At 55.2% G+C, this 25,458-nt stretch carries 21 protein-coding genes; 11 read left to right on the top strand and 10 right to left on the bottom strand.

The window, feature by feature from the left end; translation table 11 throughout:
* Positions 1–51: 51 nt before the first annotated feature.
* Positions 52–1,524: an amidase gene (locus AB1N33_RS07550; protein WP_411270939.1), complete on the bottom strand. Its 1,473-nt coding sequence runs from the start codon at positions 1,522–1,524 to the stop codon at positions 52–54.
* Positions 1,525–1,757: 233 nt separating this feature from the next.
* Here AB1N33_RS07550 and AB1N33_RS07545 point away from each other — a divergent pair, with 233 nt between their 5' ends.
* From AB1N33_RS07545 to AB1N33_RS07520, 6 genes are all read left to right on the top strand, one after another.
* Positions 1,758–2,309 carry a YkvA family protein gene (locus tag AB1N33_RS07545; protein WP_411270938.1) on the top strand — a complete coding sequence of 184 codons (552 nt, stop codon included), beginning with the start codon at positions 1,758–1,760 and terminating at the stop codon, positions 2,307–2,309.
* 183 nt (positions 2,310–2,492) lie between these two features.
* Positions 2,493–3,383 (top strand): hypothetical protein, encoded by an 891-nt coding sequence (locus AB1N33_RS07540; RefSeq protein WP_411270937.1) that lies wholly within the window; start codon positions 2,493–2,495, stop codon positions 3,381–3,383.
* A gap of 72 nt (positions 3,384–3,455) precedes the next feature.
* The gene (locus AB1N33_RS07535; RefSeq protein ID WP_411270936.1) at positions 3,456–3,824 is read left to right on the top strand and encodes a hypothetical protein; all 369 of its coding nucleotides are present in this window, start codon (positions 3,456–3,458) and stop codon (positions 3,822–3,824) included.
* A 125-nt stretch (positions 3,825–3,949) separates the two neighbouring features.
* Positions 3,950–5,278 carry a TolC family protein gene (locus AB1N33_RS07530; protein WP_411270935.1) on the top strand — a complete coding sequence of 443 codons (1,329 nt, stop codon included), beginning with the start codon at positions 3,950–3,952 and terminating at the stop codon, positions 5,276–5,278.
* Positions 5,271–7,004, top strand: a complete 1,734-nt coding sequence (locus AB1N33_RS07525) for an efflux RND transporter periplasmic adaptor subunit (RefSeq protein ID WP_411270934.1) — start codon at positions 5,271–5,273, stop codon at positions 7,002–7,004. Before AB1N33_RS07530 ends, AB1N33_RS07525 begins: the two co-directional genes overlap by 8 nt.
* Complete coding sequence (locus AB1N33_RS07520; protein WP_411270933.1) at positions 7,001–10,117, top strand: efflux RND transporter permease subunit; 3,117 nt, start codon at positions 7,001–7,003, stop codon at positions 10,115–10,117. Before AB1N33_RS07525 ends, AB1N33_RS07520 begins: the two co-directional genes overlap by 4 nt.
* Before the next feature lie 143 nt (positions 10,118–10,260).
* On the opposite strand, the gene AB1N33_RS07515 is transcribed toward AB1N33_RS07520, so the two are convergent.
* The gene (locus AB1N33_RS07515; RefSeq protein WP_411270932.1) at positions 10,261–12,432 is read right to left on the bottom strand and encodes a TonB-dependent receptor; all 2,172 of its coding nucleotides are present in this window, start codon (positions 12,430–12,432) and stop codon (positions 10,261–10,263) included.
* Between the two features lie 244 nt (positions 12,433–12,676).
* Between AB1N33_RS07515 and AB1N33_RS07510 the strand changes: the two genes are divergently transcribed.
* Positions 12,677–13,426, top strand: a complete 750-nt coding sequence (locus AB1N33_RS07510) for a substrate-binding periplasmic protein (protein WP_411270931.1) — start codon at positions 12,677–12,679, stop codon at positions 13,424–13,426.
* Here AB1N33_RS07510 and AB1N33_RS07505 read toward each other — a convergent pair.
* Entirely contained in the window at positions 13,423–14,643 is a 1,221-nt protein-coding gene (locus AB1N33_RS07505) for an acyl-CoA dehydrogenase family protein (protein WP_411270930.1), read from the bottom strand. The two genes, AB1N33_RS07510 and AB1N33_RS07505, sit on opposite strands and share 4 nt — an antisense overlap.
* A gap of 100 nt (positions 14,644–14,743) precedes the next feature.
* Here AB1N33_RS07505 and AB1N33_RS07500 point away from each other — a divergent pair, with 100 nt between their 5' ends.
* Positions 14,744–15,676 carry a LysR family transcriptional regulator gene (locus AB1N33_RS07500; RefSeq protein ID WP_411270929.1) on the top strand — a complete coding sequence of 311 codons (933 nt, stop codon included), beginning with the start codon at positions 14,744–14,746 and terminating at the stop codon, positions 15,674–15,676.
* A 43-nt stretch (positions 15,677–15,719) separates the two neighbouring features.
* Positions 15,720–16,481: an MBL fold metallo-hydrolase gene (locus AB1N33_RS07495; RefSeq protein WP_411270928.1), complete on the top strand. Its 762-nt coding sequence runs from the start codon at positions 15,720–15,722 to the stop codon at positions 16,479–16,481.
* Between the two features lie 32 nt (positions 16,482–16,513).
* Here the strand turns inward: AB1N33_RS07495 and AB1N33_RS07490 are convergent, their stop codons facing one another.
* Entirely contained in the window at positions 16,514–16,867 is a 354-nt protein-coding gene (locus tag AB1N33_RS07490) for a carboxymuconolactone decarboxylase family protein (protein WP_411270927.1), read from the bottom strand.
* A 170-nt stretch (positions 16,868–17,037) separates the two neighbouring features.
* On the opposite strand from AB1N33_RS07490, the gene AB1N33_RS07485 reads away from it, so the two are divergent.
* Together AB1N33_RS07485 and AB1N33_RS07480 are read left to right on the top strand one after the other, a co-directional pair.
* Entirely contained in the window at positions 17,038–18,402 is a 1,365-nt protein-coding gene (locus tag AB1N33_RS07485; protein ID WP_411270926.1) for a YcjX family protein, read from the top strand.
* Positions 18,403–18,411: 9 nt separating this feature from the next.
* Positions 18,412–19,308 carry a YcjF family protein gene (locus AB1N33_RS07480; RefSeq protein WP_411270925.1) on the top strand — a complete coding sequence of 299 codons (897 nt, stop codon included), beginning with the start codon at positions 18,412–18,414 and terminating at the stop codon, positions 19,306–19,308.
* Positions 19,309–19,319: 11 nt separating this feature from the next.
* Here AB1N33_RS07480 and AB1N33_RS07475 read toward each other — a convergent pair whose 3' ends face one another.
* The 6 genes from AB1N33_RS07475 to AB1N33_RS07450 form a co-directional block, all read right to left on the bottom strand.
* On the bottom strand, positions 19,320–20,546 hold the full coding sequence (locus AB1N33_RS07475; protein ID WP_411270924.1) for a threonine/serine exporter family protein: 1,227 nt from the start codon (positions 20,544–20,546) through the stop codon (positions 19,320–19,322).
* 93 nt (positions 20,547–20,639) lie between these two features.
* Complete coding sequence (locus tag AB1N33_RS07470; RefSeq protein ID WP_411270923.1) at positions 20,640–21,821, bottom strand: heme biosynthesis HemY N-terminal domain-containing protein; 1,182 nt, start codon at positions 21,819–21,821, stop codon at positions 20,640–20,642.
* The gene (locus AB1N33_RS07465; RefSeq protein ID WP_411270922.1) at positions 21,818–22,981 is read right to left on the bottom strand and encodes a uroporphyrinogen-III C-methyltransferase; all 1,164 of its coding nucleotides are present in this window, start codon (positions 22,979–22,981) and stop codon (positions 21,818–21,820) included. The genes AB1N33_RS07470 and AB1N33_RS07465 overlap by 4 nt, the downstream gene beginning before the upstream one ends.
* Positions 22,982–22,983: 2 nt before the next feature.
* Positions 22,984–23,718, bottom strand: a complete 735-nt coding sequence (locus tag AB1N33_RS07460) for a uroporphyrinogen-III synthase (protein WP_411270921.1) — start codon at positions 23,716–23,718, stop codon at positions 22,984–22,986.
* Positions 23,718–24,659 (bottom strand): hydroxymethylbilane synthase, encoded by a 942-nt coding sequence (gene hemC / locus AB1N33_RS07455; RefSeq protein WP_411270920.1) that lies wholly within the window; start codon positions 24,657–24,659, stop codon positions 23,718–23,720. Before hemC ends, AB1N33_RS07460 begins: the two co-directional genes overlap by 1 nt.
* 15 nt (positions 24,660–24,674) lie before the next feature.
* Entirely contained in the window at positions 24,675–25,346 is a 672-nt protein-coding gene (locus AB1N33_RS07450) for an alpha/beta hydrolase (RefSeq protein ID WP_411270919.1), read from the bottom strand.
* Between the last annotated feature and the right edge of the window lie 112 nt (positions 25,347–25,458).

Genomic DNA, 25,458 nt, shown 5'->3' with positions numbered 1-25,458 from the left:
CAGAGTATGCCACACCCGCACTGGCGGGCGCTGGCACCTTGTCGGGCGTAGCTAGGCGTTCACCGCTTGCAGGGCGTCGGGTGTCTGCGTTAGCGGTGTTGTCATGCCCTGCTGTTCCAGCAGCTCGCCAAATGCCAGCAGCCAGTCGTCGGCGTGGCGCGCCGCAGCGAATGACAGCCCAACCGGCAGACCGCTGTCGTTGCGTCCGGCAGGCACGGTCAGCACGGGCATGCCGGTCAGGTTGTACAGCGCCACAAACGGGAAGCAGTAGTCAATATACGGCATATCAATGCCATCAAGCGCAATACGCTGATGCTGGTGGTTGTGGGTAAACGCCGGCCCCATTGCGGTGGGCGACAATACCGTGTCGTAAGGGCTGTACAAACGATGAATTTCACCTATCAGGTGCTGGCGCTCGGCCAGACAGCGGCTAAAGGCTTTAAAGTCCATGGCCAGGCCGCGTTTAAACGCCGCGCGGGCGTCCAGCGATGAGTCTTTCAGGGCGCCGCGAAAACGCAGATAAAACAGCTTTCTTATCGGCCAGCTTAACGTTTGCCCCATAAAGTACCCGAACAGACTGACCCAGCACAGCAGCAGTTTCTTGGCCAGTTCCGGGTCGATATGAACCGGCGTGACGGTAGCACCCGCCTGTTCCAGTTTTTGCTGTAGCGACGACAATGCCGCCGTGACGTCGCTGCCCGGATTGAGGTGATAAAGCGATGTCAGTACGCCAATATTCAGGCCTTTGAGGGACGTCGGCGGGGTGGCGGGTGACGCCACAGGCAGGTAATGCTGATCCACCCAGTCAGGCGCAAACAGTACCTTGCAGGCCAGCGCCAAATCGCCGGCGCGGCGGGCAAGCGGGCCGGTGCTGTTCATGGCACTCCAGCCCAGCGTAGAGCCGGGCAGGGGCGGAACATGACCATCGTTACAGTGCCCGTTTTCTGTTGGTTTAAAGCCATACAGCCCACAAAAAGCGGACGGGTTGCGAATAGAGCCGCCAATGTCGCTGCCCAGCTCAAGCGACGTCATGTCAGCGGCCAGCGCAGCGGCGCCACCACCGGTGCTGCCGCCGGGCGTGCGCGACAGGTCGTGGGGGTTATTACACTGCGGGTACAGCGGGCCAAACGTCTGGGCATCAGACAGCAGCGTTGGAATATTGGTTTTCCCCAGGATCACAGCGCCTGCGCGCTCCAGCCGCTGAACCAGCATGGATGTCGTGGCGGCGACGTGTTTTTTCAGTGGGGGATAATTTACGCTGGAACGGGTCCCGGCCATCAGAAAACACTCTTTCACTGACACCGGCACACCGTGCAGCGGGCCGGCTTTATCCGGTGTCTTTTTGATCACTGCATCGCGCTGACGGGCCTGTAAAACCGCGCGATCGCTGAACACATCCACAAACGCGTTTAAGTGCGAATTGTAGCGTTCAATGTTGCTCAGGTAGTGCTGTGTGATGTCCGTGGCACTGAGCGAGCCCTGACGGATAGCCTGGGCAATATGACTGGCCGAAAGATAGTCCATAGGTACGTCCGTAACCGGCTGCAGGGGCCGGCAGCGTTATCAGAATAAGTGTCGTGAGTGTATTTATGCCAGTATCCGCCGGTGGCCGTCAACGCTGGCCGGTCAGTCAGTGTCATGCACCTTGCGCTCAATCAAACACTTGTAAACGATTGTAAATAGGAGGCGGGCAGCAATTGACAGTCACGCCGCGGTTGATTACTTTTAAAATTACACTTTCACATGGACAACGTGCTATGCCTATTTCCATTAGTTTTGAGCTGTCAGACAGCGACCTTGAACATTTCCGCGATGCCATCAAAACGGCCGCTGAAAACGCCAGTAAACACTCCGACGACGAAATTTTAAGTAAAGCGGAGCAAGCCATCAAAGACATGGAACAGGCCAATCTGCCAGCGTTTGTTTCAGAGCGCCTGGACTCACTGGAAGCACTGATTGCTGCAGTGAAAGACGAAGAATGGCAAATGCCGGACGAAGAAAAACGCGACATTCTTACGTCGCTGGCCTACTTTACTGATCCGGAAGATATGGTGCCGGATCATATTCCTGGCCTGGGTTATCTTGATGACGCCATCATGATTGAACTGGTTATTCAGGACATGTCGCTGGACCTGTCTGCTTACCGTGAATTCTGTAGCTTCCGCACAACAGAAGAGAATCGTCGCGGTGCTGATGCCAAAGTCGACCGAGAGAGCTGGCTGGCGGGCACGCGCAGCCAAATTCGCTCAAACCTGCGTAAAAAGCGCCAGTCTGGCGTAAGACGCAAGGTGTTTGGCCGCATCATGTAATCAAAAAAAGCGCCGACAGGCGCTTTTTTTCTGTCCTTTCTTTTCCCGTTTTCCCGGCGGGTTTTACCTTTGGTGGCTTTGTGTTTGATTCGCCGTCGGTTTTACACAGCACATCATGCAATAACATGGTAAATTCGTTGGTCAGGGCTTACTATTTACAACAGCTCTCATGGAGAACGCCACGTGTTACGCGGGAAATTACCAACCCTGTCTTTTGTGTTTTTTACTCTGTTGCTTGTTGCGACGGGGCCTGCTGTTGCGCAAAATGTGTCAGAGCCGGACAGCGACAGTAACCATAATGTGGTGCTGCTGACCGACCGTGAGAGTTTTGTCAGGGCAATTCGCAATAACACCGAGCCCGACAGTATCGTTCAGGCTGCGTATCAGCAGTTGTTTAATGATATTGGTGCCCCCGCGTTTGAGCTTACCCCCGGTGAGCGTGCGCTGCAGCTGCTCGACGGCGAAGCGCCGGTGTGCATGCCGTTTAAACTGAAAACGGCGGCGCGCGAGGCGAATTACCTGTTCAGTCTGCCTACCGATATTTACCTGTCACTGCGTCTGTATCAGCGCGAGTCGTCACCACCACTTGGCGCGGCCTTACTGACTGACGACGGGAAGGTGCGTTCATTAACAGACGCGATTATGGCGTCCGGCGTGCTCATTCTTATCAGTGGCCACTCCTACGGCTCGGTGTTGGATGCGGCTATCGAAAACATTCCGGCCTCCCGCCTTTACTACAAAGTGGGGATGGATCCGTATCAGGCGTATCTGCAAATGCTGGCGCGCGGACGCGGCGATTTTGCGTTACTGTTTCCGTCGGTTGCAGCCTCTCTGTCGCAGCAAACGCCATTGCGTGAATATGCCATCAGCGAACTGCCAACCTTCACCACCGGCCACCTGATGTGCAATGACCGGCCTGCGTCACGGGCATTCATTGATAAAGTAAATACCGCATTACAGGCACATTATCGTGACGGCTCGTTCGAGCAGGTCCATGCACCCTATTTCAGTGATGCCGATCAGGGCGTGCTGCACACATTTATTCAAACCCTGTGGCAGCGCAGTGAACATTGATTTTGCACTCATTTTGAACTGCCGTTACACTAGCCGCGTACCGATTAAGGTTTTGTGTGACCGGAGTGTCGTGTGACCAGACAACTTGTTGCGTTTTTTATACTGATGCTGGTGTGTGTGCGGGTGGTAGCAACCACAGGCCATGCCGTGTGTAATCATCAGCCGCAGCAGGACAACACCACCGCCGTCACCATGGCGCACAGTGACTGCATGCAGGGCATGACAGAGCAAACCTCAATGACACAGGCCAGTGACAGTTGCAGCGAATGTTGCGAGGGTGACTGCCAGTGTGATCTGCATTTTGCTCACAGCCCGGTTTTTCTGCCAGTTGATACCACTGAACTGACTGAACAGGGTATCCGAAGCCTGCGTACCCAGGCTGTCTTTATGTTGCCTGACGGCCCCGTGTCAGTATATTTCCGCCCCCCAAGACACACCTGATTTACCTGCTAAACCCTGCCAGGTAAGGGTGTTATGCCCGTAACCTGTTGCAGCGATTTGCGGCCGTAGCAACGTGCTACCCGCAGTCACACGTCCTTTTTGGATAATGGTAATCGGGAGATCCCATGAACAGTTTTCTTCGCTTTGGCCTATTTGCCTGGCTGATTTTGCCTGCCGTAACGCTACAGGCGCAAACTCAGCCCCTGTCTTCCACTGCGCTCTCGCTGGATGATGCCATTGAGCAGGCGGTACAGGCCGACCCCTGGTTCAGTGGCAGTCAGCTCAGAGAGGATGCGGCGCTGGCACGCGTAAACGCCGCAAACGCACTACCAGACCCTATGGTCTCAGTCAGTATGGCTAACCTGCCCACCGACTCCTTCAGCTTTGCCCAGGAGCCGATGACCCAGATTAAGGTTGGGGTATCGCAAACCCTGCCGCGGGGGGAATCCAGAGCGCTGATGCAGGACCGGCATAACAAAGACGCCGCACGCTATCCGCTGATGCGCGAAGACCGGCGTGCTCAGGTCGGACTAACCGTGACGCAGCGCTGGCTCGATTACCTGGAGAAAGAAGCGGTGGTGGGTTTGATAAAGCAGGATCTTGGGCTGTTCGATCAGCTGATTGAGATTGCCGAGTCGGCTTACGCCTCGGGGGTGGGGTCGGCGCGCCAGCAGGATGTGTTTAATGCGCAACTGGAACGCTCGGCGCTTGAAGACCGCCTTGCCCGGGTTGAAGGTCAGCGACGTGAGGCGATAGCCGCGCTGGCTGAACTGATGGATGTGCCCGTCCTAACACCCGCACAACTGAACCAGGCGTTGCCTGACATCAGCCTGCCAGCGTGGCTGTTGCAGGATGCGCCTGCCAGTCGGCAGCAGTTATACACGTCTCTTCAGCAGCATCCGCGTGTTCGTCAGGTCTCGGCGCAGCGCGAGGTGGCCGAAACCGACGCTGAATTAGCGCGCCAGGCCTATGCACCACAATGGACCTTAAACTCAAGTTATGGTTATCGTCAGGACGATGAAATGGGGCGCAGCCGGGCAGACTTTTTGTCGGTTGGGGTGACGTTCTCGGTTCCGTTTGTTAACCAGGACGCCAATGACAGTGCGGTGTCTGCCGCAGTGGCGTCGGCCGGTGCTATTGAGACAGAAAAGCGGGTTATGATCCGCGAGTTTGCAGGCCGCGTGAGTACCCTGCTGCAGCGATTTGCCGCACTCACCGAACGCGAGGCGCTGTATGCCGATACGCTGATTTCACAGAGCCAGAATTACGCCGAGGCAGCGCTGAACGCCTATACCTCCGATACCGGCACGTTTGAAACCGTCACCGAAGCGCGTATTCGCCACCTTAATAACCGTATCGCCCACACCACGCTGATGGTGGATGCACTGCGTACAAAAGCGCAGTTACGTTACTTCCTCACCGCAACCGAATCACAGGGGGATCGCAATGACTAATTCAACCAAAGCGCTATGGCTGGCGGTGTGTGTTGCCGCGGCAGCCGGATTCGGTGCAGGTTTACTACTTAACAACACTAGCCCAACACAACAGGACAGCAGCGAGGCTGATGAGAAAAAGCCGCTGTACTGGGTTGCTCCCATGGATCCGAACTATCGCCGGGATAAACCCGGCAAATCGCCGATGGGAATGGATCTGGTGCCGGTGTACGACGATGAGCAAAATGACAGTGCCGGCACGGTGCGTATTTCGCCGGAAGTACAAAATAATCTGGGCGTACGCACCGCCGCAGTGACTGTCGGGCGTCTTCAGCCGCGCGTACATGCCACCGGCTATGTCGGCTATAACCAGGATTCACTGGTACACCTGCATCCGCGCGTGGCCGGATGGATTGAGGCGCTGTACGTCGATGCGGCGGGTGATCCTGTTGCAGCCGGCCAGCCTCTGTACACCCTGTATTCGCCTGAGCTGGTAAACGCCCAGAAGGAGTTACTGATTGCCCGGAAACGCGCAGATAACGCACTGATTGAGGCTGCGCTGGCCAGGCTGAAGGCCCTGAACCTACCGGATGATGCTATTCAGAAACTCCGTCGTTCCGGCGAGGTACAGCAAAACATCACGTTCACGTCGCCGGTAGCAGGCATTATCACTGACCTGCCTGTCAGAGAAGGGTTTTATGTTCAGCCCAATAACAATGTGATGAGTCTGGCCAGTCTCGATACCGTGTGGGTAGAAGCAGATGTGTTCGCCCGTGATGCAACGCGCGTCAGCGTGGGGCAGCCCGTTACCATGACCCTGCCGTTTACGCCGGGCAATCAGTGGCAGGGCACGGTGGATTATATTTATCCCACACTGGATGACGCCACCCGCACACTGCGTACGCGGCTGGTATTTGAAAACGAAGCGGGGCTGCTCAAGCCAGGTATGTACGCCAGTGTCGACATACAGGCCAATGGCGGCGAACCGGCAATATTGGTGCCCAATGATGCGCTTATCCGCACTCAGGAGCAGACCCGGGTGGTCGTTGCGCTTGGGGAAGGCCGGTTTAAGTCGGTTGCGGTAAAAACGGGGCTGTCTGACAGTTCGGTCACGCAGGTGACAGACGGGCTGATGGAAGGCGACGAGGTAGTGTTGTCAGCCCAGTTCCTGATTGATTCGGAATCGTCAAAAACCTCCGATTTTCGGCGCATGTCACCAATGAATGCGTCGCCCGAGGCGGTATGGGTTAAAGGCGAAGTGCAGTCGGTTGATGTGGCGTCGCGTGTGGCAAACATTACCCATGACCCTGTACCGGAGTGGGACTGGCCTGCCATGACAATGGACTTTGCCGTTGCTGAGTCTGTCGATATTGAGGCCCTGGCCAGTGCGCGGTCTCTTCATATGGAAGTGGCGAAGGACGGCGACGGTTATCTCATCTCGGGCATTCATGTGATGTCCACAAGGCAGGATGAACCTGACAACCAGGCCACGGTAAACGGTGAGATAAAAGCCATCGATCTGGCCACACGCACGGTCACCATTGCCCGCGGGCCAATTGAAAAATGGAACCGGCCCGCCACGACGATGGACTTCATTGCCGATGCGACGATAGATCTTACTGCGTTCGCGGCAGGAGACACCGTGACGTTTACATTTCGGGTAGACGACGACTTTATCATTATTGCGATGTCGGCTGAGGATGCACACAGCGGGCATGACATGACGTCGCACGGAGACATGCCATGATACGCGCGTTAATAGAATGGTCAGTAAAGCAGCGCTTCCTGGTGGTGCTGATGACGCTGATTCTTATCGCCGCCGGCATTTTTGCGGTCCGGCAAACGCCCGTTGACGCTATACCGGATTTGTCAGATGTGCAGGTAATTATTAAAACCCGTTATCCGGGCCAGGCGCCACAGGTGGTGGAAGACCAGGTGACGTACCCGCTGACGACCGCCATGCTGTCGGTTCCAGGGGCCAAAACGGTGCGCGGCTTTTCATTTTTTGGTGACTCGTACGTGTATGTGCTGTTTGACGATGACACCGACCTGTACTGGGCACGCAGCCGGGTGCTGGAATACCTCAATCAGGTTGCGCCGACCCTGCCGGAAACCGCACAGCCACAGTTGGGGCCGGATGCGACCGGTGTGGGCTGGGTTTACATGTATGCGCTGGTGGATCGCACCGGACAGCATGATATTGCCCAGCTTCGCAGCCTGCAGGACTGGTTCTTACAGTATGAGCTGAAAGCACTGCCGGGGGTGTCTGAAGTTGCGCCGGTAGGTGGCATGGTCAGACAGTATCAGGTGGAGGTGTCGCCCGATAAGCTGCAGGCATACAACATACCGGTTATGCATGTGTATGAGGCGCTTAAGCGTGGCAACCAGGAAGCCGGCGCATCGGTGATTGAAATGGCCGAAGCAGAGTACATGGTGACGGCGTCCGGTTACATTCAGTCTGTCGAGGACATTCGTGATATTGGTCTGGGAGTCAGTGCGCAGGGTGTGCCGGTGACCATTGCCGACGTGGCAGAGGTGCGCACCGGGCCGCAGATGCGCCGGGGGGTAGCCGAGCTGAACGGGCAGGGCGAAGTGACCGGCGGCATCATCGTGATGCGCTATGGTGAAAATGCGTTGGAAACGATTGACCGGGTAAAAGCACGCCTGGCGGAATTAAAAGACAGCCTGCCCGATGGGGTCGATATTGTTACCGTGTATGACCGTTCCGGGCTGATTGAACGGGCTGTCAGCACGCTGTGGGAAAAACTGGCGGAGGAGCTGCTGGTGGTCTCGCTGGTGTGCATCGTGTTTTTGTTTCATATCCGTTCGTCACTGGTTGCCATTATCAGTCTGCCGGTTGGGATCCTTGGTGCGTTTGTCATCATGTATCTGCAGGGCATTAATGCCAATATTATGTCGCTCGGCGGCATCGCCATTGCTATCGGCGCCATGGTCGATGGTGCCATTGTGATGGTGGAAAACCTGCACAAACACATCGAGGATACGCCGCTGACCAAAGAAAACCGCTGGGAGGTGGTGACCCGGGCAGCCAGCGAGGTTGGCCCCGCCCTGTTTTTCTCGTTGCTAATTATCACCGTGTCGTTTTTACCGGTGTTTACTCTCGAAGCGCAGGAAGGCCGCATGTTCTCGCCGCTGGCCTTCACAAAAACCTATGCCATGGCAGTGGCGGCAGGGCTGGCGATTACCCTGGTGCCGGTGCTGATGGGCTACTTTGTGCGTGGTACGGTAAAACCCGAGAGCAAGAATCCGTTAAACCGCATAATAGCAAGCGCTTACTTACCGGTTTTGCGCGCTGCGCTAAAGTACCCGAAAAGCACCCTGCTGGCAGCGCTTATCGTTACTGTGGTGGGGTTCTGGCCAGTCGGCAAGCTGGGCAGCGAATTTATGCCGCCGCTGGACGAAGGCGATCTGATGTACATGCCGACCACACATCCGGGTATTTCCATTGGCAAAGCGCGTGAGCTGTTACAGCAAACCGACAAGCTCATCAGCACGCTGCCGGAAGTGAAATCGGTATTTGGTAAGGTTGGCCGTGCAGATACGGCCACTGATCCGGCACCGTTAACCATGATTGAAACCTTTATTCAGTTAAAGCCGCAGAGCGAGTGGCGCGACGGCATGACCATGGACAAGCTGCGTCAGGAGCTCGACCGTCTGGTTGATTTCCCTGGGCTTACCAATGCCTGGGTCATGCCCATTAAAACCCGTATCGACATGCTGGCCACCGGCATTAAAACCCCGGTGGGCATCAAGGTGGCGGGGCCGTCGCTGGATGTCATCCAGCAGATTGGCCGTGAGCTGGAGCGGGTGCTGTCAGACCTGCCGGGCACAGCATCGGTATATGCCGAGCGGGTGGCCGGTGGGCGCTATTTGCGTATTGATATCGATCGTCTCCGTGCGGCCCGCTTCGGCATGAACATCGCTGATGTACAGCGGGTGATAGCGTCAGCCGTCGGCGGACAGAATGTGACGCAAACGGTTGAGGGGCTGGAACGGTATCCGGTCAGTCTGCGTTATCCGCAGCATTATCGTGACTCCCCCGAAGCATTATGGGCACTGCCGATAGTCACGCCGAACGGCCAGCAGATCACCCTGGGTGATGTCGCGGTAGTGCGTATTGAAAACGGCCCGGCCGCGATAAAAAGCGAGAATGCCCGTCTTAACGGCTGGGTGCTGGTAGATATTGACGATGTCGACATTGGCAGTTACGTCACCCAGGCGCAGCAGCGCGTGGCGGCTAAAGTTACCCTGCCGCCAGGTTACTCTCTGACCTGGGCCGGTCAGTACGAATACATGCAGCGGGCCGCACAGAAGCTCACCATTGTGGTGCCGTTAACGCTGGTGATTATTCTTATTCTGCTGTACCTCAATTTCCGGCGCTTGCCCGAGATTGGCATGATCCTGGTAACGTTGCCGCTGGCTATTACCGGGGGGTTCTGGCTGCTTTATCTCGAGGGCTTTAACCTGTCTGTCGCCGTCGGTGTCGGGTTCATTGCCCTGGCCGGTGTGGCGGTCGAAACGGCTGTCATTATGCTGGAATACCTGAATCAGTCGGTACGCCATCAGGTGCGCCGCGCAGGCGAGCCGGCCCTGCCGGTGGATGATGTCAGACAGGCGGTGCTGGACGGCGCAGCGCGACGTATTCGCCCGGTGCTGATGACCGCAGTGTCGGTTATTGCCGGCCTGTTACCGGTGATGTATGGCACCGGCACCGGCTCCGAGGTGATGAGCCGCATTGCTGCCCCCATGGTCGGAGGGATGGTCAGCGCACTGGTAATGACCCTGCTGGTGTTACCGGTTGTGTACTTCGTGTGGCAGCGGCAGCGTCTGTGCCGTTAACGTTAAAAAGGCACTGCCTATGGATGTAAGATCGCAAAGCTGCCTTAAGAATACCTTAATAGAATAAGTCAGTTGCGCGATGTGGCGGCAAAAACAAAAAAGCCGGACGCGTTAGCGACCGGCTTTTTGATGTAGTCTGATAATCAGAACTGGTATGTCACACCCAGGCGAGCATTAAGGGGCTCACCAGTGGTGATGTTGTTATCATTATGGGCTGCAGGGAAGTACTCCTTGTCGAACAGGTTTTCAACGTTAAGTTGCACCGAGAGTGCGTCATTTACGTTATAAAAAACTGCTGCATCGACACGAGTGAATGAGGGCAGTTCTACCGCATTGCTTAACGACGTATACTGCGCTCCCTGATAGCTTACGCCAAGACCAAATCCGAGGCGCTCAGTGTAGCTATAACGAGTCCACAACGAGGCCATGTGCTCTGGTACCTGAGCAAGTACCCGGTTATTTATCTGGCCGTCAACAACTCGGCCCATTTCATTTGCGTCCAGATAACTGTAACCTGCGTTAACGCTTAGCTTGTCAGTAATATATCCGACCAGTTGTAATTCTGCTCCGCGGGTTTTGGTACCAACGATGATACTGCGTTCCGGATTATTAGGATCTACAGTCGTGCCACCCTCACGCTCCAGCTCGAAGACCGCTGCGGTGAATGCCAGCGATGGCAGAACATTCCACTTAACCCCTAGTTCACGATTTTCAAACTCCTCGGGCGCTAGTGAAGCACTCGTCAAATCGAGGCTCAGGAACTGGTCTCCTGACCGGGGCAAAAACGATTTGCTTAGACTCGCGTAAAATGACAAGTCATCGTTGGGTTGATAAATAACGCCAACCCGAGGTGATACTTCGTTGTCCGTGCGTGACAAGTAACCGTTGTTACCGTCGCCTGCTACAGCCGCATAACTTTCGCTACTAAATACGTTCGGGTCGACAGTGCCGTTATCGATACCTATTTGGATATAGTCAGTCACGTCAATATCAAAACGGTCGTATCTCAGACCAGCGACCAGCGTCCATTCCTCTGACAGGGTAATTTCGTCCTGGAAGAAAACCGAGGTGAACATGACATCTGAGTTGGTATCGCGAATCGGGGCAACAAATTCAACAGCTGGTGAGATGATCGGATCGCTAAACAGTACTGAGTCGCGAGGACGAATATTTATATTCGCTACCTCGGGACCATTCGGAAAGTTGGCTTCCTGACGCACATTTTGTGAACGCTGATCGCCATATTCTGCACCCATCAGAATGGTGTGCTCTACGTTACCTGTTGAGATTTGACCAATAAGGTTAATTTGAGCCAGTACATTATTTCGATCCTGGCTGTCATTGTAACCGTCGAATGTCACAAGCTGGCTAGCATCATCAAACGCAACAGGGTACAGGTTTGCATAAAACTTGTCGTAGTCTGCGTATTGGAAAGTCGTATTCAACGTCCATTCTTCGGAGAGAGTATGGTCGACACGTGCGCGAGTAATATGACCTTCAAACTGTGTAGTATTCACATCCCGATCACCAAAGAAAGTATCTCGTACACCCTCAAGCGGACGACCATTCAGTGACGGAACTCCCCGGTCCACGAAGCGATCATCGTTGATGTATTCATAGGAAAGTACCAGGTTCGTGTCGCTGTTTACTTTCAGAGTGTAGGTTGGGTTGACCGCAAAACGTTCGCCGTGATTAAAGTCACGATGGTTATCAATACGTTCATACAACGCGTTTAATCGAAGTGCCTGGTCGCTGTCTAACGATATATTACTGTCTGAGGCCAGCATTCCTGAACCAAATGAGTTCAAATTTGCTGCCACTGAATTGAATGACTCATTAATACGGGCTGTCTTGGTAACCCGGTTAATGATGCCACCGCCACCGCCGCGGCCAAATAACAATGCATTGGCACCACGAAGGATTTCAACACGCTCTAAGTTGTATAGTGGTCTGAAATACTGAACATCGTCTCGTAGTCCATCGATAAAAAAGTCAGCTGTGGTGTTTTGACCACGAATGGTGAATTGGTCGCGATGATTTTCGCCCTGACCGATTGAAGCGCCAGGTGTGTATAGCAGAATATCCGCTATATCCATAAAATTTTGTTCATCGATCTGCTCCCGCGTTACAACCGAAACAGATTGTGGTGTGTCGATCAGCAGTGTTGGCGTTTTCACGGCGTCAGCCATTTGCTGACCAAAATATGCGCCACGAACGGTTACGCGTTCGATGTCCGCGCCATCCGGCGTTGTCTGGGCCTGCGCTGCACCGGCAAGTGCCAGGCAGAGTGATGAAACCAGGTAATGCTTTTTCAAACCAGCTTCCTCTTAGTTGATCTTATTAATCTAAATGCGAAGTATTATTGTTTGCAATTTTACTTATTTTGATAAAAAAGAAAACCCCAAATTGAATCGGCAGGGTGAGAGCTTGAAAATTTTTAACCAACTGGTCGGTTTTGAGGGTTGTGCAGCATCCTCTTTTGGGCAATACTTAATCGGTATATGCGGTAATGTTGATTCGCCACAGTGACGCCGACTTACCGAAGGAGTGGGATCGCATATGAAGCCAGTTGTTTTCTTAATAGTGTTGTTGGGTGTCGCATTCCCGTTAAGTGCCAAGGTGCACATTGAGTGGGGAACGGATATCTGGGAAGGGTTTACACAGCCGGATGGTAACGGATTTTACCAGTTGCTGATGTCGCGCATTTTCACTGAGAATGAATACGACATCAGCATACAATTTCTGCCCTGGCAGCGTGTTAACCGCAGTCTCAAATACAAAGACATTGACATGACCGGGGCAATTCAGCCCACCGATGACTTTTACCTGTCACAACAGCCGGTGATATCCAGTGATATCGTTGCGGTATATCACGCCGACAGTCGTGTCGCTGACGGGCCGCTTGAGTCGTACGTCGGCGCATACCGCAACGGCTATGATGAAGATATTTTTTACCGGGTCGTGCCCTCATCGGGTGCCGGGATACCGGTGGACTCGCCGGCACTGGCGATGGAGCTGCTGCAACAGGGCAAGATTGATTACTATGTTGATCTGGTGTCGATGGTTGACGCGCCACTGGCGCAGGCCGGGGATCCCGGGCTGGAAACCCGTAAGATTGGGCAGTTTCATCTTTACTGGGCGTTTGCGAAAAACACCAAGGGCCGGTACCTGAAAAACCATTTCGACACGGTATTCCAGTCCCTGCGTGACAGCGGTGAGCTGGCCAAGTTGTACAGCCGGTTTGGTATTGCCCTGCCAGCCCACGTAGACGACATGAGCAATACCCAAACCCGGCAGTGTTGCGATTAACGGTACTTTTTCAGTTCCAGCCGCGAGACCATGCCTTTATGTACTTCATCGGGACCGTCTGCAAGGCGCAGTGAACGCGCCCCGGCAGCAAACCTGGCCAGCGGAAAGTCACTGCACATGCCGGCACCGCCGTGAAGCTGCAGCGCCATGTCCACAACCGACTGCAGCATATTAGGCACAACCACCTTGATGGCGGAAATTTCGGTCATGGCGTTTTTTACGCCCAGATTGTCAATTTTCCATGCGGCGTGCATGGTCAGCAGGCGCGCCTGATCAATGGCCATCCTCGCGTCGGCAATACGCTCAAGGTTACCGCCCAGTTTTAGCAACGGCTGCCCGAATGCGACGCGCGACTGGCCGCGATGCATCGCCAGTTCCAGCGCTTTTTCTGCCATGCCGATGGCCCGCATACAGTGGTGGATACGGCCGGGTCCCAAACGCCCCTGGGCAATCGCAAATCCTTTGCCCATCCCCATGATCAGGTTTTTCTTACTGACACGAACGTTGTCAAAGTGCATTTCACCATGACCATAAGGGGCGTCGTAATCGCCATAGGCATCAAGCATCCGCTTCACGGTTACCCCTGGTGTGTCGAGTGGTACAATCACCATGCTATGACGGCTGTGTTTTTCGGCCTCAGGGTTAGACAATCCCATAAATATCGTAAATTTTGCATTGGGGTGACCGAGACCGGTTGACCACCATTTTTTACCATTAATTACCAGCTCATCGCCGTCCTCGACAATGGTAGCCGCCATGTTCGTGGCATCTGATGACGCTACGTCCGGCTCTGTCATACCAAACACCGAGCGGATCTCACCGGCCAGTAGCGGGGTCAGCCAGGTGGCTTTTTGTTCATCGTTACCAAAGTGATACAACACTTCCATGTTGCCGGTGTCCGGGGCATTACAGTTAAATATCTCCGGCGCAAAAATATACCGGCCCATGACTTCAGCCAAAGGCGCATACTCTGTGGTAGTCAGGCCCTGACCCAGCTCTGCATCAGGTAAAAACAGATTCCACAGCCCGGCGGCTTTGGCCTTCTGCTTGGCATCCTCGACCTGCTCTGGCAGCGTCCAGCGTTGCCAGTCACCGTGGTTGTTGTGCTTGTGATGATAGGCGTAGACGTCATTCTCTATTGGTTTAATCACCTCATCGGTAAATGCGTTCAGTTTGTCCAGCCAGCGTCGGGTGGTGTCGTTATATGAAAAATCCATGGTGGTGCCTCCAACATTGCGTAGTCTGAGCATAGCCAGACTTGCATACTGAACAAAATGAAATATTATCCGGTAATGGTATGAATAATGTTCATAGTAAATGCAAAACGCCCGACTGTTCGAAAAACTGGATCTTAACCTGCTGAAGGTTTTTGAGGCACTGTGGCACCACCGCAATATGACCCGGGCTGCTGATGCCCTGCATCTGACGCCCTCGGCGGTAAGCCACGCAGTGACCCGGCTTCGCAGTGTGCTTGACGATCCGTTATTTGAGCGTCGTCAGCAGATTATGGCACCCACACCCGCCTGTGAGCGTCTGGCACCTGAGGTACTGAACGCGTTATCGGGACTGCGTCAGGCCTTTGGTGACTTTACCGCGTTTGCGCCGGCAACCAGCCATCAGCGATTTACCCTTGCTATGCCCGAATCCATGGAGCTGCGCTTACTGGTGCCGCTGCTTGAACGGCTCCACGCCAGTGCACCGCATGTCGGTATCAGCAGTGTCAGGCTGAATCGCGAGACTCTGAAAGCTGACCTGACCTCCGGTGCACTCAGTCTGGCGCTGGATGTCGGGCGTGCAGTGACCCCGCAAATTCGTCACCAGCGGCTGTATCAGGATACGTTTTGTGTACTCATGAGGCACGGGCATCCGCTGCAGTCGGCAATGAGCCGGGATGCCTACCTGGCCAGCCAGCATATCAGCGTGTCGTCCCGGCGCGAGGGAGCCGCGGTGGAGGAGCTCGGTCTGCAACAGCTTGGGATTACCCGACAGGCATTGTGGCGATGTCAGACTTACCGCGCTGCCGCTGACGTTGTGGCGTCGACTGACGCCCTGCTGACCCTGCCGGTTGCCGTGGCGCAGTCGGTCATGACCGGGCGAGTGGTGCGGGAGGCGCTGCCGTTCGACTTGCCGCCCCTTGATACGCACCTTTACTGGCACCAGCAGCAGGAGGGTGATCCGGGGTTGCACTGGCTAATTGGGGAGGTGACATCCGTATTTGCCCTTGTCTCAGATGCTGGTCTAACCAGCTGAAATCTGGTAGCGTTTGCAGTCTGTTTACCAGAATAACGCCCTGATGAAGCTGCATAAAATAAAAGGCTATATCCAGTTTATTTACCTGATTGAGCAGGCGCACGGGCTGATGCTGCTGGATGGGTGCAGCCGTGCCGATGTTGATCGGGTTTGTACGTTCATCAACGAGCTGGGACGTGACGTCAGCGAACTGAAATGGATAGTCGTGACGCATATGCACCCGGACCATGCGGGTGGGGCGCATGCGTTGCGAAAGCGCAGTGGCGCGAAAATACTCGCACACCCCAAGGCGCCGCTCTGGTATCGTGGCGCTATGGGCTGGCTGGCCCATGTTATCGATATTGTGCTGACCTGGTGGGTCGCCGGGCGGCTGGGTAAGCCGAAAAAATACATCTGGTATCCGCGGGTACTTAAACCGGATCACCTGGCAGAAGACGGCGGCATGATCCCGGGGTTTGAAGAGTTTGTGACGGCCTACACGCCGGGACATACCGACCATGACTTATCGGTGATCCATGTCCCTAGCGGTCAGGTGTACGTCGCAGACCTGTTTGTACGGGTCAAAGGAAAGCTGGCGCCGCCATACCCGGTTTGCCACCCGAATCAGTACAAGCAGTCGTTAAGCCGCATTGCCAACAGCGCACCCAGCAAAATTTACAGTGCCCACGTGCCGCCGCTGACACCGGAAAAAGTCGACTTTGATGCACTGCTGGCCCAGGCCCCGACCCTGCCAAAGAACCTCTGGCATTCTACCCGTAACCGGGTGCGTCACACCTTTGGCCTCAGCAAGCCTGAGGAACACTGAGTTCGGGGCCTGAAACAGGCCCTACCTACAACTTATGCGTTTTTCTGCTCCATGAACTGCTCGTAGGCAAGCATGGCGTCAGCGGCATACATCAGTGACGGACCACCACCCATATACACAGCCATCCCCAGCGTTTCTTCAATTTCTTCTTTGGTTGCACCTAAATCAACCAGCGCTTTTACGTGAAAACCGATACAGCCATCACAGCGCGTAGAAATGCCAATTGCCAGCGCAATCAGTTCTTTGGTTTTCTTATCCAGTGCGCCATCTGCCGTGGCGGCCTTGGCCATGGCAGAAAAGCCCTGCAGGGTGTCAGAAATGCCGCTGCGCAGGGGTTTCAGGTTGTCTGAAATACGTTTGGTAATTTCAAGATAATCTTTACTCATGAGGTTCTCCGTGTAACGTCAGGTTGTTTGGTGGACATGCGTCGTCGTGAAGTGCATCAGCACCGGCCGTGATCAATGAACATGTAACAAATCATGCACGAGCATTGCAATCCGGGATGTATCGCCCCCATCATAGTGGTGTATGTCTGATAAAAATCAAGAGAGGATGAATGCGCGAGCAGGTTTCTCAGTGGTTTGCATCCGGTGCTGAACGCGGACAGCGACTGGGGCAGTGGCTGACCCGGGATAAGCACCGCTTTACCATCACCGGGCTTAGCCGCAGTGGTAAATCGATGCTGTTTACCAGTCTGATGACCATGCTGAAATATCGCACGGAGGATGGGTATGCCTGTCTGCCTCTGCTGACCCGTCTGCCGTCCTCACTGGTCGAGACGGTGTCACTTGAGCCGTTACCGGGCTTTGAGCGCTTTCCGCTAGACCAGCACATGACGGCGCTGCAACAGGGGCGATGGCCTGCCTCTACCACCACGGCCTACGGCTTTACGCTACGTGTTGGCTTGCGTCGCACAGGCAGTCTGACGCGCTGGCTGCTGCCTTACAGTGAGGTGGTATTTGAGTTTATCGACTATCCGGGGGAATGGCTGACCGATTTACCCATGCTGAATAAGCAGTATGTGGCCTGGTCCGACTCGACCTGGGCGCAGCAGGGCAGCGGGCCTCAGCGCCAGCATGCCGGGGCATGGCATAAGGTGGTGAACGGGTTTGACTTTGAACAGCCGCCGACACCTGAAAACCGGCAGATACTGCTTAGCGCCTACCTGGACTATCTGACCCGTGCCAAGGCCGATGGCATTTCTATGCTGCAACCGGGCAGCTTCCTGCTGAGTGACAATACGCCGGACCTGACGACCATGGGATTCACCCCATTACCGTCCTCGGTCACCAGTGATCCTTCACACCCATGGACGCAGGCGTTTGATGCCGCATTTAACACGTTTAAGCAGGACTGGCTGAAGCCGGTGCGTAAGAAGGTGTTCAGGCAAACGGATAAGCAGCTGATCCTGGTTGATCTGTTTGAGGGGCTGCATCACAGTCGCCAGCACCTGTATCAGTTAAAAGAAACGTTAAGTCACCTGGCAGAAACCTTCACTTATGGTGACAGTCAGTGGTTTGCGCGCACGTTTCTGGGGCGTGAGAAAATCAGCAAGGTAGCGTTTGTGGCCACCAAAGCGGATACCGTGCCGGCGAGTGAACATGACAACCTGTTGTCGCTATTGCACAACCTGACCGAAGGTGCGCGCGCGAAATTCGCCGACAAAGCAGTGCGTGCCGAGCATTTTCTGGTGTCAGCTATTCAGGCCACCGATGCTGGCCGCGACAGCCACTCAATGCGTTATTCAACGTCCGAGGGACAATACATGGAAGCGCGTTTCGACCCGCTGCCCGCCCGCATCAATGCCCTGGAAGAAGACAGTCATTTCCCGGCGCTGGATATTGGCGTACCCAATGACATGCTGCCCCGTATACTGAACAGCCGGGGCCTGGACCGTTTGTTCCAGTTCTTACTGGACTAAGGAGGCCTTATGCCACAGTCTGAATACCGTTCTAAAATTACCCAGACGCCCGTGAACGATGTGCGTCCGACCCAGAACATGCCCGTAAAAAGCCAGCCGGATAACTGGCAGTTACCTGATAATACCGGCCCGTCGCTGTGGCTTTTGACCGGACTGACAGGGCTACTCTGTATGCTCGCGTTTATGGTGTATGACGCGGTCAATACGGTGATGGTGAGTTTCAGTGACAATCCGGTGACCGGCAGCATCCTGGCAGTACTGTTGGGTGGGTTCGTGTTGCTGCTGACGTCGCTGGTGCTAAGGGAGCTAACAGGCTATCGCCGGGTCAACCGGTTTGTTGGCACCGCGCTGCCGCTCGATACACTGGCACAGAGTAACGACCCTGAGGCGGTTGACCGCGCAATTCACGCCCATGCCAGCCTGTTTGCCAGCGGCAGTTATGCGCATCATTGTTATCGTGCTTACCAGCATATGCTCAACCGCGATCAGACCTGCGAGGAGCGGGTCCGGCTGTACCGCCACCATGTATCCGGACCGGTTGTCGCAAAGGCCAATGAGGTGGTCCGGCGTGAGTCCCTGTCTGCCGGCAGCCTGGCCTTTATCAGTCCGAACCCGCTTATCCAGACACTGGCGGTGCTGTGGATCAGTCTCAGAACCATCCGCCGGGTGGCAAGCGTGTACGGCCTGCGTCCGGGCACGGCGGGTAACTGGTCATTATTGAAAATACTGGCGCAGAACATCGCGGCACAAAGCGTATTTGATATGGCATCAGACGAAGTAGTGAATCAGATCAGCGGTTCGTTGTCGGCCAAGGTTATGGAGAATACCGCCGAAGCGGTCGCCGCCGGCGCACTCAATGTGCGCCTGGGTAAAGCCATGATAAAACTGATGAGTCCGGTCAAGTAAGTGCTTACTCTTTACAGGGCCTTTTTGGTTGGCATCACCACGTTGGCAAAGATCAGGCCGGCAACCAGCGACATGAAGATCAGGAAGACTTCCTGACCGATGTGGTCGGCCTGCACGAAGTCCTGACCAGAAATAAACGAGTTAAGCCCGATATAGCTCTTTGAGCCGGGTACCAGCACAATCAGGCCGTGCATGGCCACAATGGCTGAGGGCTGATTGGCGATACGGGTAAAGGCATTGGCAAATACGCCAAGTGCAAACGCCCCGACGAATGCGCCGAGTCCGTTGTCCATATACATCGAGCCCCATGTGGTCGCCGCATAGGCAATGAACGCGGCGCTTAGCGCCCACGGAATATGCTTGGCGCGGGTGCGGAATATCGCAACCAGTGACAGGCTCAGTAAGAATACTGCCAGCCAGGTAGCCCAGTAAGGCAGGGATTCTGCCGGCAGGTAGATGTTTTCACCAAACAGGCTGAAGCCTGCTGATACGCCAAGAAACGCGCCAAAATACAATTTAAAAAGCTGCATCAGGGCATCCATCACGCGTGCCGTACCCGACACCATGTTACGCGAGGATAATTCGGCCAGTCCCATGGTGAGCGCCAGTCCGGGGACGAACACAATCACCGACGACAGCACAATCAGTGGAATATTTATACCGGGATCAATATACCGGCCGATGGCACTGGCCAGCACGCCGGCAATAAACGCCGTGACCGGCTCCAGCATCAGATTCACACGCTTTGACTGCAATGACCACAGATACCAGAAATAGGCGATGAGCCCGAGGCCGCCCGACCAGAAAATTTCTGACCAGCTTGCGCCCATCAGCATCGCAAAGGCGCCGGTCGACAAGCCAAACGCGAGGCCGGTCACCAGCTTGTTGTAGGGACTGGGTAGCGCGTCAATCTCGTCCAGACGCTTGTCGGCCTGTTCCAGGGTCAGCTCACCGGCCAGCAGTGAACTGGCCAGTTCGTCAGTCAGTGACAGTGCGTGCATGTCAAGGTCGCCGGGCATCAGACGTGCGGCATGGGTATATTCGTCTTCATGGCCATCGCTCCAGATAACATAGGTGAGCGAGGTGGGCGTAGAGATAAACGACGCCCTGACACCCAGATAGCGGGCAATTTCCGACAGATACGCCTCGAGCCGGAACGCAGGTGTGCCGTACTTGTGCAGCATCTTTCCCAGCTTCACTATAAATCGTCGTATCTGAATGAATTCGCTTGTTTGCACGTCGTGTGAGTCTCTGTATTTGTTAACAAGGTGAGCCAGGCAGGCCTGTGTCATTGTGGCTCGCGTTAACGCCGTCACCAGGACGGCGTTGCTCTACGCTTTCTGAGACAACAGCATGCCCTGTTTGACAAACGACAGCGCTTGCTTGGGATCCTGGCGATTCTCACTGATTTGTGACAACACCATCAGATCATGCTGGTTTGGCGACAGTTTAATTGCCTTCAATAAGGCTTTTTCAGCAAGCACATCATCCCCGGCATTATGCGCCACATTCCCGAGTGTTGAATACAGTGATGCGTTTTCAGGGTCATGTTTAATCCATTTTTCCAGTTGCTGAACGGTCGGTGCGGCATTCGGCAGATTCAGTGCCTTGAAAAAGCCAAACAGCACGGCATCCGGGCCGCCTTTCTGCCATTCAAGCAGGCGCTGCTGGGCGTCGTTATGCATCCCCTGCTCCAGCAACTGCTGAATAAACGCAGCGCGGTACGCGGTATCTGCGCGCATCTTGCGAGGCAGCGTTTCCCAGTACTGTTTGAGGGCATTGGCGCCCTGCTTACTGGCAATTTCCGCAAACTTACCTTTGGCAATGCGTTGTGACCAGCTAACGTACTGACTTTTGCTCAGGTGTTTGCGCCACTCACCCAACTTGTGTTCCAGTTCTTCCCAGTGGCCAAGTTGCGCCATCAGGCGCGCTTTCATACCAATCACGCCGGCATGTTTCTGGGCATCTTCGTCCAGTGCGTTAAGTAACGCCAGCGCTTCCTCACTGTGACCCTGCTCAGTCAGTAAACGCCCTTTCATCATCGTTGCGGCAACACGTGCGTTGTCATAATCACAGGCCATCTCCAGCATGCGTCTGGCATGCACGGGTTCGCCTTCGTCTATAGCGGCCTGCGCGGCGGCCAGGTAGTTCACGCCGTCAAAGTCTCCGTTGCTGGTTTTACTCAGTAACGTCAGCGCACGCGCGCTCTGGCCTTCTGCCAGTGCCTGAATGCCCTGATAAAATGCCTTTTCACGACGAATTTGTCCAAGGACGCCAAACCAGCGGTGTGAACCGGTGAACAGGCTAAGCAGGCGCAGGGCAAGACGTTTAATCACCCACCAGGCAATGGCGAGGGCAATAACGGAAATCACCAGGCTGATCACCGTCATTTCAATGGCAGTGTCACCCAGCGTTATCAGCACATAGCCACTGTCGCCCAGGATCATCGGCGCAACGATCATGGCGGCAATCAGAATGCCGACCAGCAATAATGCATAAACCAGCCACTTCATAGCTCACTGACTCCCTGACCAAACGCCTGTTTAACCCGGGTGTCCAGCGCGTCTTCCAGCGCCTGCTGAGAGGTCAGTTCGGTGGGCAGCGGCTGACTGATATCGGTGTCGAGCAGGTTCTGTACCGCCCGGATAAAGCCGGCAACCTGCACATCGTCAATATCAAACCGTTCTACCAGGAGTTTCTGGACATGTTGCAATGACTGTTCAAACAGGGCCGCTTCACTGGCCAGCGCTGCAGACTGCGCCTGCATCAGCTGGAGTTTAAGCTGTTCGCGCACCAGCCAGCGCTGTTGCTCCGACATCACCGGGGCAACCGGGCTGCTCAGCGTCTTCACGGTGAAAAAGTCTTTCACCAGCGCACGCCATACTTTCGCGAGGTTGTCTTTCCAGTCTGCCGCAGAGGTCGACAGGTTATCACTGGTGGTATCTGTTTCGGGTTTCTCAAAGACGTCGAGAGTAAGCTTGTCGACCTGTGCGAGCATGCCGGATACGGCGAGCGCAACGGAGGTGCGGGAGACCGGATTAAGCTGCTGCAGCGCCTGAATATCCGCCGCCAGTTTGGCTCGCACCGGCAACAACGAAGGATCGCCGAGCGATTTGAGACGCTTGTCCGCATTGACCAGCAGCATGATTGCCGTGCGTACATCCTGTTCCAGCCACAATTTACGCCCCGCCATTTTTACCAGGTAATCGGCCTCGGCAACCAGCCAGTCTGCTGGGCGACGCCCATCCTGGTTTTTCAGCATGGTTTCGAGGGCGGCGCTCTGCGTTGCCAGTTCACGCGTTTTGACGGTAAGTTCGGTGACTGCCGTGCTGAGCTGCTGCTTACTGTCCTGCAGTGACGATAGCTGTGACTGCAGGGCCTGATTTTGTTCATTAAGTGCCGCCAGTTGGCTGACATACTGCTGTTGTGCTGTCTGTAAGGTACTGGTGTCATCCAGCCGGTTTTTTACAAACCAGTATGCGCCGCCGCATGCTGCGATAAGCAAAAGCAGAATAAAAAACGAGAATAACCAGAGCAGGCCGTTGCCCCTGGCCGGACGAGGTTCAGCATCATGGCGTGTCGACGTGCCTGACCCGGACGCTGGCGCAGTGTCGGATGGCTCCTTTGCGGCCGGGGTCAGCGCTGTCTTATCCGTGTTCTTATTTTCTGCCATGATTACTCCCAGTTAGTCTTAATCCACGCTATCAGTGCGCTGTCGCTGGCACTGTCACACACAAATACCGCTTCAACACCGACGTCACGGATGCGCGACGCAACGCGCTCGCTGATGGTCAGCCAGGGACGTGACATCAGTGTGCGATAGTCGGGTGCACCGGCCAGATCCAAAGCCAGTTGTTCACTGGTGGCGATTACGCCGCTCACAGCATCACTGGCATACTCACCGTCCAGCACGGGTTGAGTCAGCGACTGACGCCGGTAAACATCGAATGTATCGACACTATCACCGCGCGCTGTCAGCGTGTCAAACAGTGCGGTGCGTCCCCCTTCGCCCTTAATAATAACGATATGCTGACGATTTGCACTATTTAACACGGGCAATGTAAGGATACCCTCGGAGGTTTGCGGCTGGGGGATAAGCAGGTTGTCAAACCATGGTTGAAGCAGGCGGGCTGTCGTGCTGCCAACGGCGATGACGGTGCGCTGTCGCAGTGTTTCATGCAGCGCCGGTGACCGTGCCAGCAGCGCGCTGAACGGCTGCGCCGCAAACACACTGGTAACAATAATGACATCCGGTAGTGACGCGGGCGTCAGGCGTGTTGCCAGGGCATCCAGGCCCTGATTATTTGCGATGATGTCGGTAGTGGCGATGCCACATACGCTCAGCCCGGCCGCACGGAATGCCGCGGTACTGTCAGCTAACTTAGGCAGCGGACGGGTGAGCAGGTACATCAGGACGCGTACAGCGCGGAAAGGATCTCACCTGCACCCTGCGCCAGCAGCGCTTCGGCCACCTCAACGCCAATCTCTTCGGCGCGCGTCGCATCGCCACTGGCAGAAGCGAACAGCAGTGTGCTGCCATCGGGCTGGCCAACCATGCCGGTCAGGTTCAGGGTGTCACCGTCAAGCGTCGCGAAACTGCCAATCGGCACCTGACATCCGCCGTCCAGACGGGTATTCATGGCGCGCTCAGCCTTCACGCGGGTGGCCGTTGGCGCGTGATTGAGCGCGCGCACCACGTTAATAACCGCGGCGTTGTCGTTGTGGCATTCTATGCCTACGGCACCCTGACCCACTGCCGGCAATGACAAGGCGGGCGATAGGCTGTCGCGAATACGGTCATGAAAGCCCAGACGGATAAGACCGGCACTGGCAAGGATAATGGCGTCATACTCACCGGCGTCAAGTTTGGCCAGACGCGTATTCACATTTCCGCGCAGGTCTTTGATCGTCAGGTCCGGACGGTGTTTGCGCAACTGGCACTGGCGCCGAAGGCTCGAGGTACCCACGACTGCCCCCTGAGGCAGCGCATCGATACTGTCGTAATGATTGGACACGAAGGCATCAAACGGATTTTCCCGTTCGCAAATGGCATGCAGCCCAAATCCTTCCGGAAACGCGACCGGGACATCTTTCATTGAATGCACCGCGATGTCTGCCCTGCCCTCCAGCATGGCCACTTCCAGCTCTTTGATAAACAGTCCTTTTCCGCCAATTTTGGCCAGCGGTGTATCGAGGATTTTATCGCCCTGGGTACTCATCGGAACCAGCTCGACTGTGATATCAGGGAAATGGCGCAGGATTTCTGCTTTTACGTACTCTGCCTGCCACAGTGCAAGCGCACTTTTACGGGTTGCAATGCGGATTGTGTCGGGTAACTTGGGTGTTGTCATAGTCTTCTCAAGCGATCAGGCCAGCACCTGCTGAAGCCAGGCTGAAATATCCTGTATTTCGTTCATGCACACGTTATGCTGCATGGTGTAGGTTGTCCACGTGGCGTTAAATCCGTTATCGGTCAGGGTCTTGTATGCCGCATTTCCTAAAAACACCGGTACCACCTCATCCTGTTCGCCGTGAGCCATCATGATTGGCGTGGTACGGTTGGTGTCAGTAGCCTCGTCACTTAGCCGCTGTGGTTCGCACATGTAAGTAGACAGGGCGAGCACGCCAGCCAGTTTGTGCGCAAAACGGGGCGCCAGATGCAGGGCAATGACCCCACCCTGTGAAAAGCCCGCCAGCACGATACGCTCATACGGGATCCCCTTGGCATGCTCAGACGCAATCAGTTTTTCGACGGCTGCGGCTGATTCAGTGACGCCATCAAGGTCGGCACGGCTGTTAAAGTCCAGTGACTTGATGTCATACCACGCGCGCATGCGCATGCCACCGTTAATGGTGACCGGGCGTTCAGGCGCGTGCGGAAAAATAAAGCGAATACGGTGCGAGGCAGGCAGACGAAGTTCGGGAACAATCGGGGCAAACCCGTTTCCTGAATCCCCCAGTCCGTGCAACCAGATAACACAGGCATCGGCATCACCGTTTGGGTTGACTTCGACGAAAGGCAACAAGTTCTGACTCATAATGTGCGGATCCTCTTCCACGTCGTGGCGTTTTTGTCTTATTTTTTATGGCTGGTTGAGTGTGTATGCTACCATTGCCGACTAAAATGACCACTAGCAATGCATAATAAAG

It is taken from the genome of Alteromonas nitratireducens (assembly GCF_040812025.1).
Taxonomy (GTDB): domain Bacteria; phylum Pseudomonadota; class Gammaproteobacteria; order Enterobacterales; family Alteromonadaceae; genus Alteromonas; species Alteromonas nitratireducens.
The sequence above is the reverse complement of the archived record's forward strand: the minus strand, read 5'-3'. Positions and strand labels throughout refer to the sequence as shown.

Excerpts from the sequence above, each read along its gene's own strand:
- AB1N33_RS07550 (WP_411270939.1), bottom strand. The coding sequence starts at position 1,524 with ATGGACTATCTTTCGGCCAGTCATATTGCCCAGGCTATCCGTCAGGGC.
- AB1N33_RS07545 (WP_411270938.1), top strand. The coding sequence starts at position 1,758 with ATGCCTATTTCCATTAGTTTTGAGCTGTCAGACAGCGACCTTGAACAT.
- AB1N33_RS07530 (WP_411270935.1), top strand. The coding sequence starts at position 3,950 with ATGAACAGTTTTCTTCGCTTTGGCCTATTTGCCTGGCTGATTTTGCCT.
- AB1N33_RS07525 (WP_411270934.1), top strand. The coding sequence starts at position 5,271 with ATGACTAATTCAACCAAAGCGCTATGGCTGGCGGTGTGTGTTGCCGCG.
- AB1N33_RS07520 (WP_411270933.1), top strand. The coding sequence starts at position 7,001 with ATGATACGCGCGTTAATAGAATGGTCAGTAAAGCAGCGCTTCCTGGTG.
- AB1N33_RS07510 (WP_411270931.1), top strand. The coding sequence starts at position 12,677 with ATGAAGCCAGTTGTTTTCTTAATAGTGTTGTTGGGTGTCGCATTCCCG.
- AB1N33_RS07505 (WP_411270930.1), bottom strand. The coding sequence starts at position 14,643 with ATGGATTTTTCATATAACGACACCACCCGACGCTGGCTGGACAAACTG.
- AB1N33_RS07500 (WP_411270929.1), top strand. The coding sequence starts at position 14,744 with ATGCAAAACGCCCGACTGTTCGAAAAACTGGATCTTAACCTGCTGAAG.
- AB1N33_RS07495 (WP_411270928.1), top strand. The coding sequence starts at position 15,720 with ATGAAGCTGCATAAAATAAAAGGCTATATCCAGTTTATTTACCTGATT.
- AB1N33_RS07490 (WP_411270927.1), bottom strand. The coding sequence starts at position 16,867 with ATGAGTAAAGATTATCTTGAAATTACCAAACGTATTTCAGACAACCTG.
- AB1N33_RS07485 (WP_411270926.1), top strand. The coding sequence starts at position 17,038 with ATGCGCGAGCAGGTTTCTCAGTGGTTTGCATCCGGTGCTGAACGCGGA.
- AB1N33_RS07480 (WP_411270925.1), top strand. The coding sequence starts at position 18,412 with ATGCCACAGTCTGAATACCGTTCTAAAATTACCCAGACGCCCGTGAAC.
- AB1N33_RS07470 (WP_411270923.1), bottom strand. The coding sequence starts at position 21,821 with ATGAAGTGGCTGGTTTATGCATTATTGCTGGTCGGCATTCTGATTGCC.
- AB1N33_RS07465 (WP_411270922.1), bottom strand. The coding sequence starts at position 22,981 with ATGGCAGAAAATAAGAACACGGATAAGACAGCGCTGACCCCGGCCGCA.
- AB1N33_RS07460 (WP_411270921.1), bottom strand. The coding sequence starts at position 23,718 with ATGTACCTGCTCACCCGTCCGCTGCCTAAGTTAGCTGACAGTACCGCG.
- hemC (WP_411270920.1), bottom strand. The coding sequence starts at position 24,659 with ATGACAACACCCAAGTTACCCGACACAATCCGCATTGCAACCCGTAAA.
- AB1N33_RS07450 (WP_411270919.1), bottom strand. The coding sequence starts at position 25,346 with ATGAGTCAGAACTTGTTGCCTTTCGTCGAAGTCAACCCAAACGGTGAT.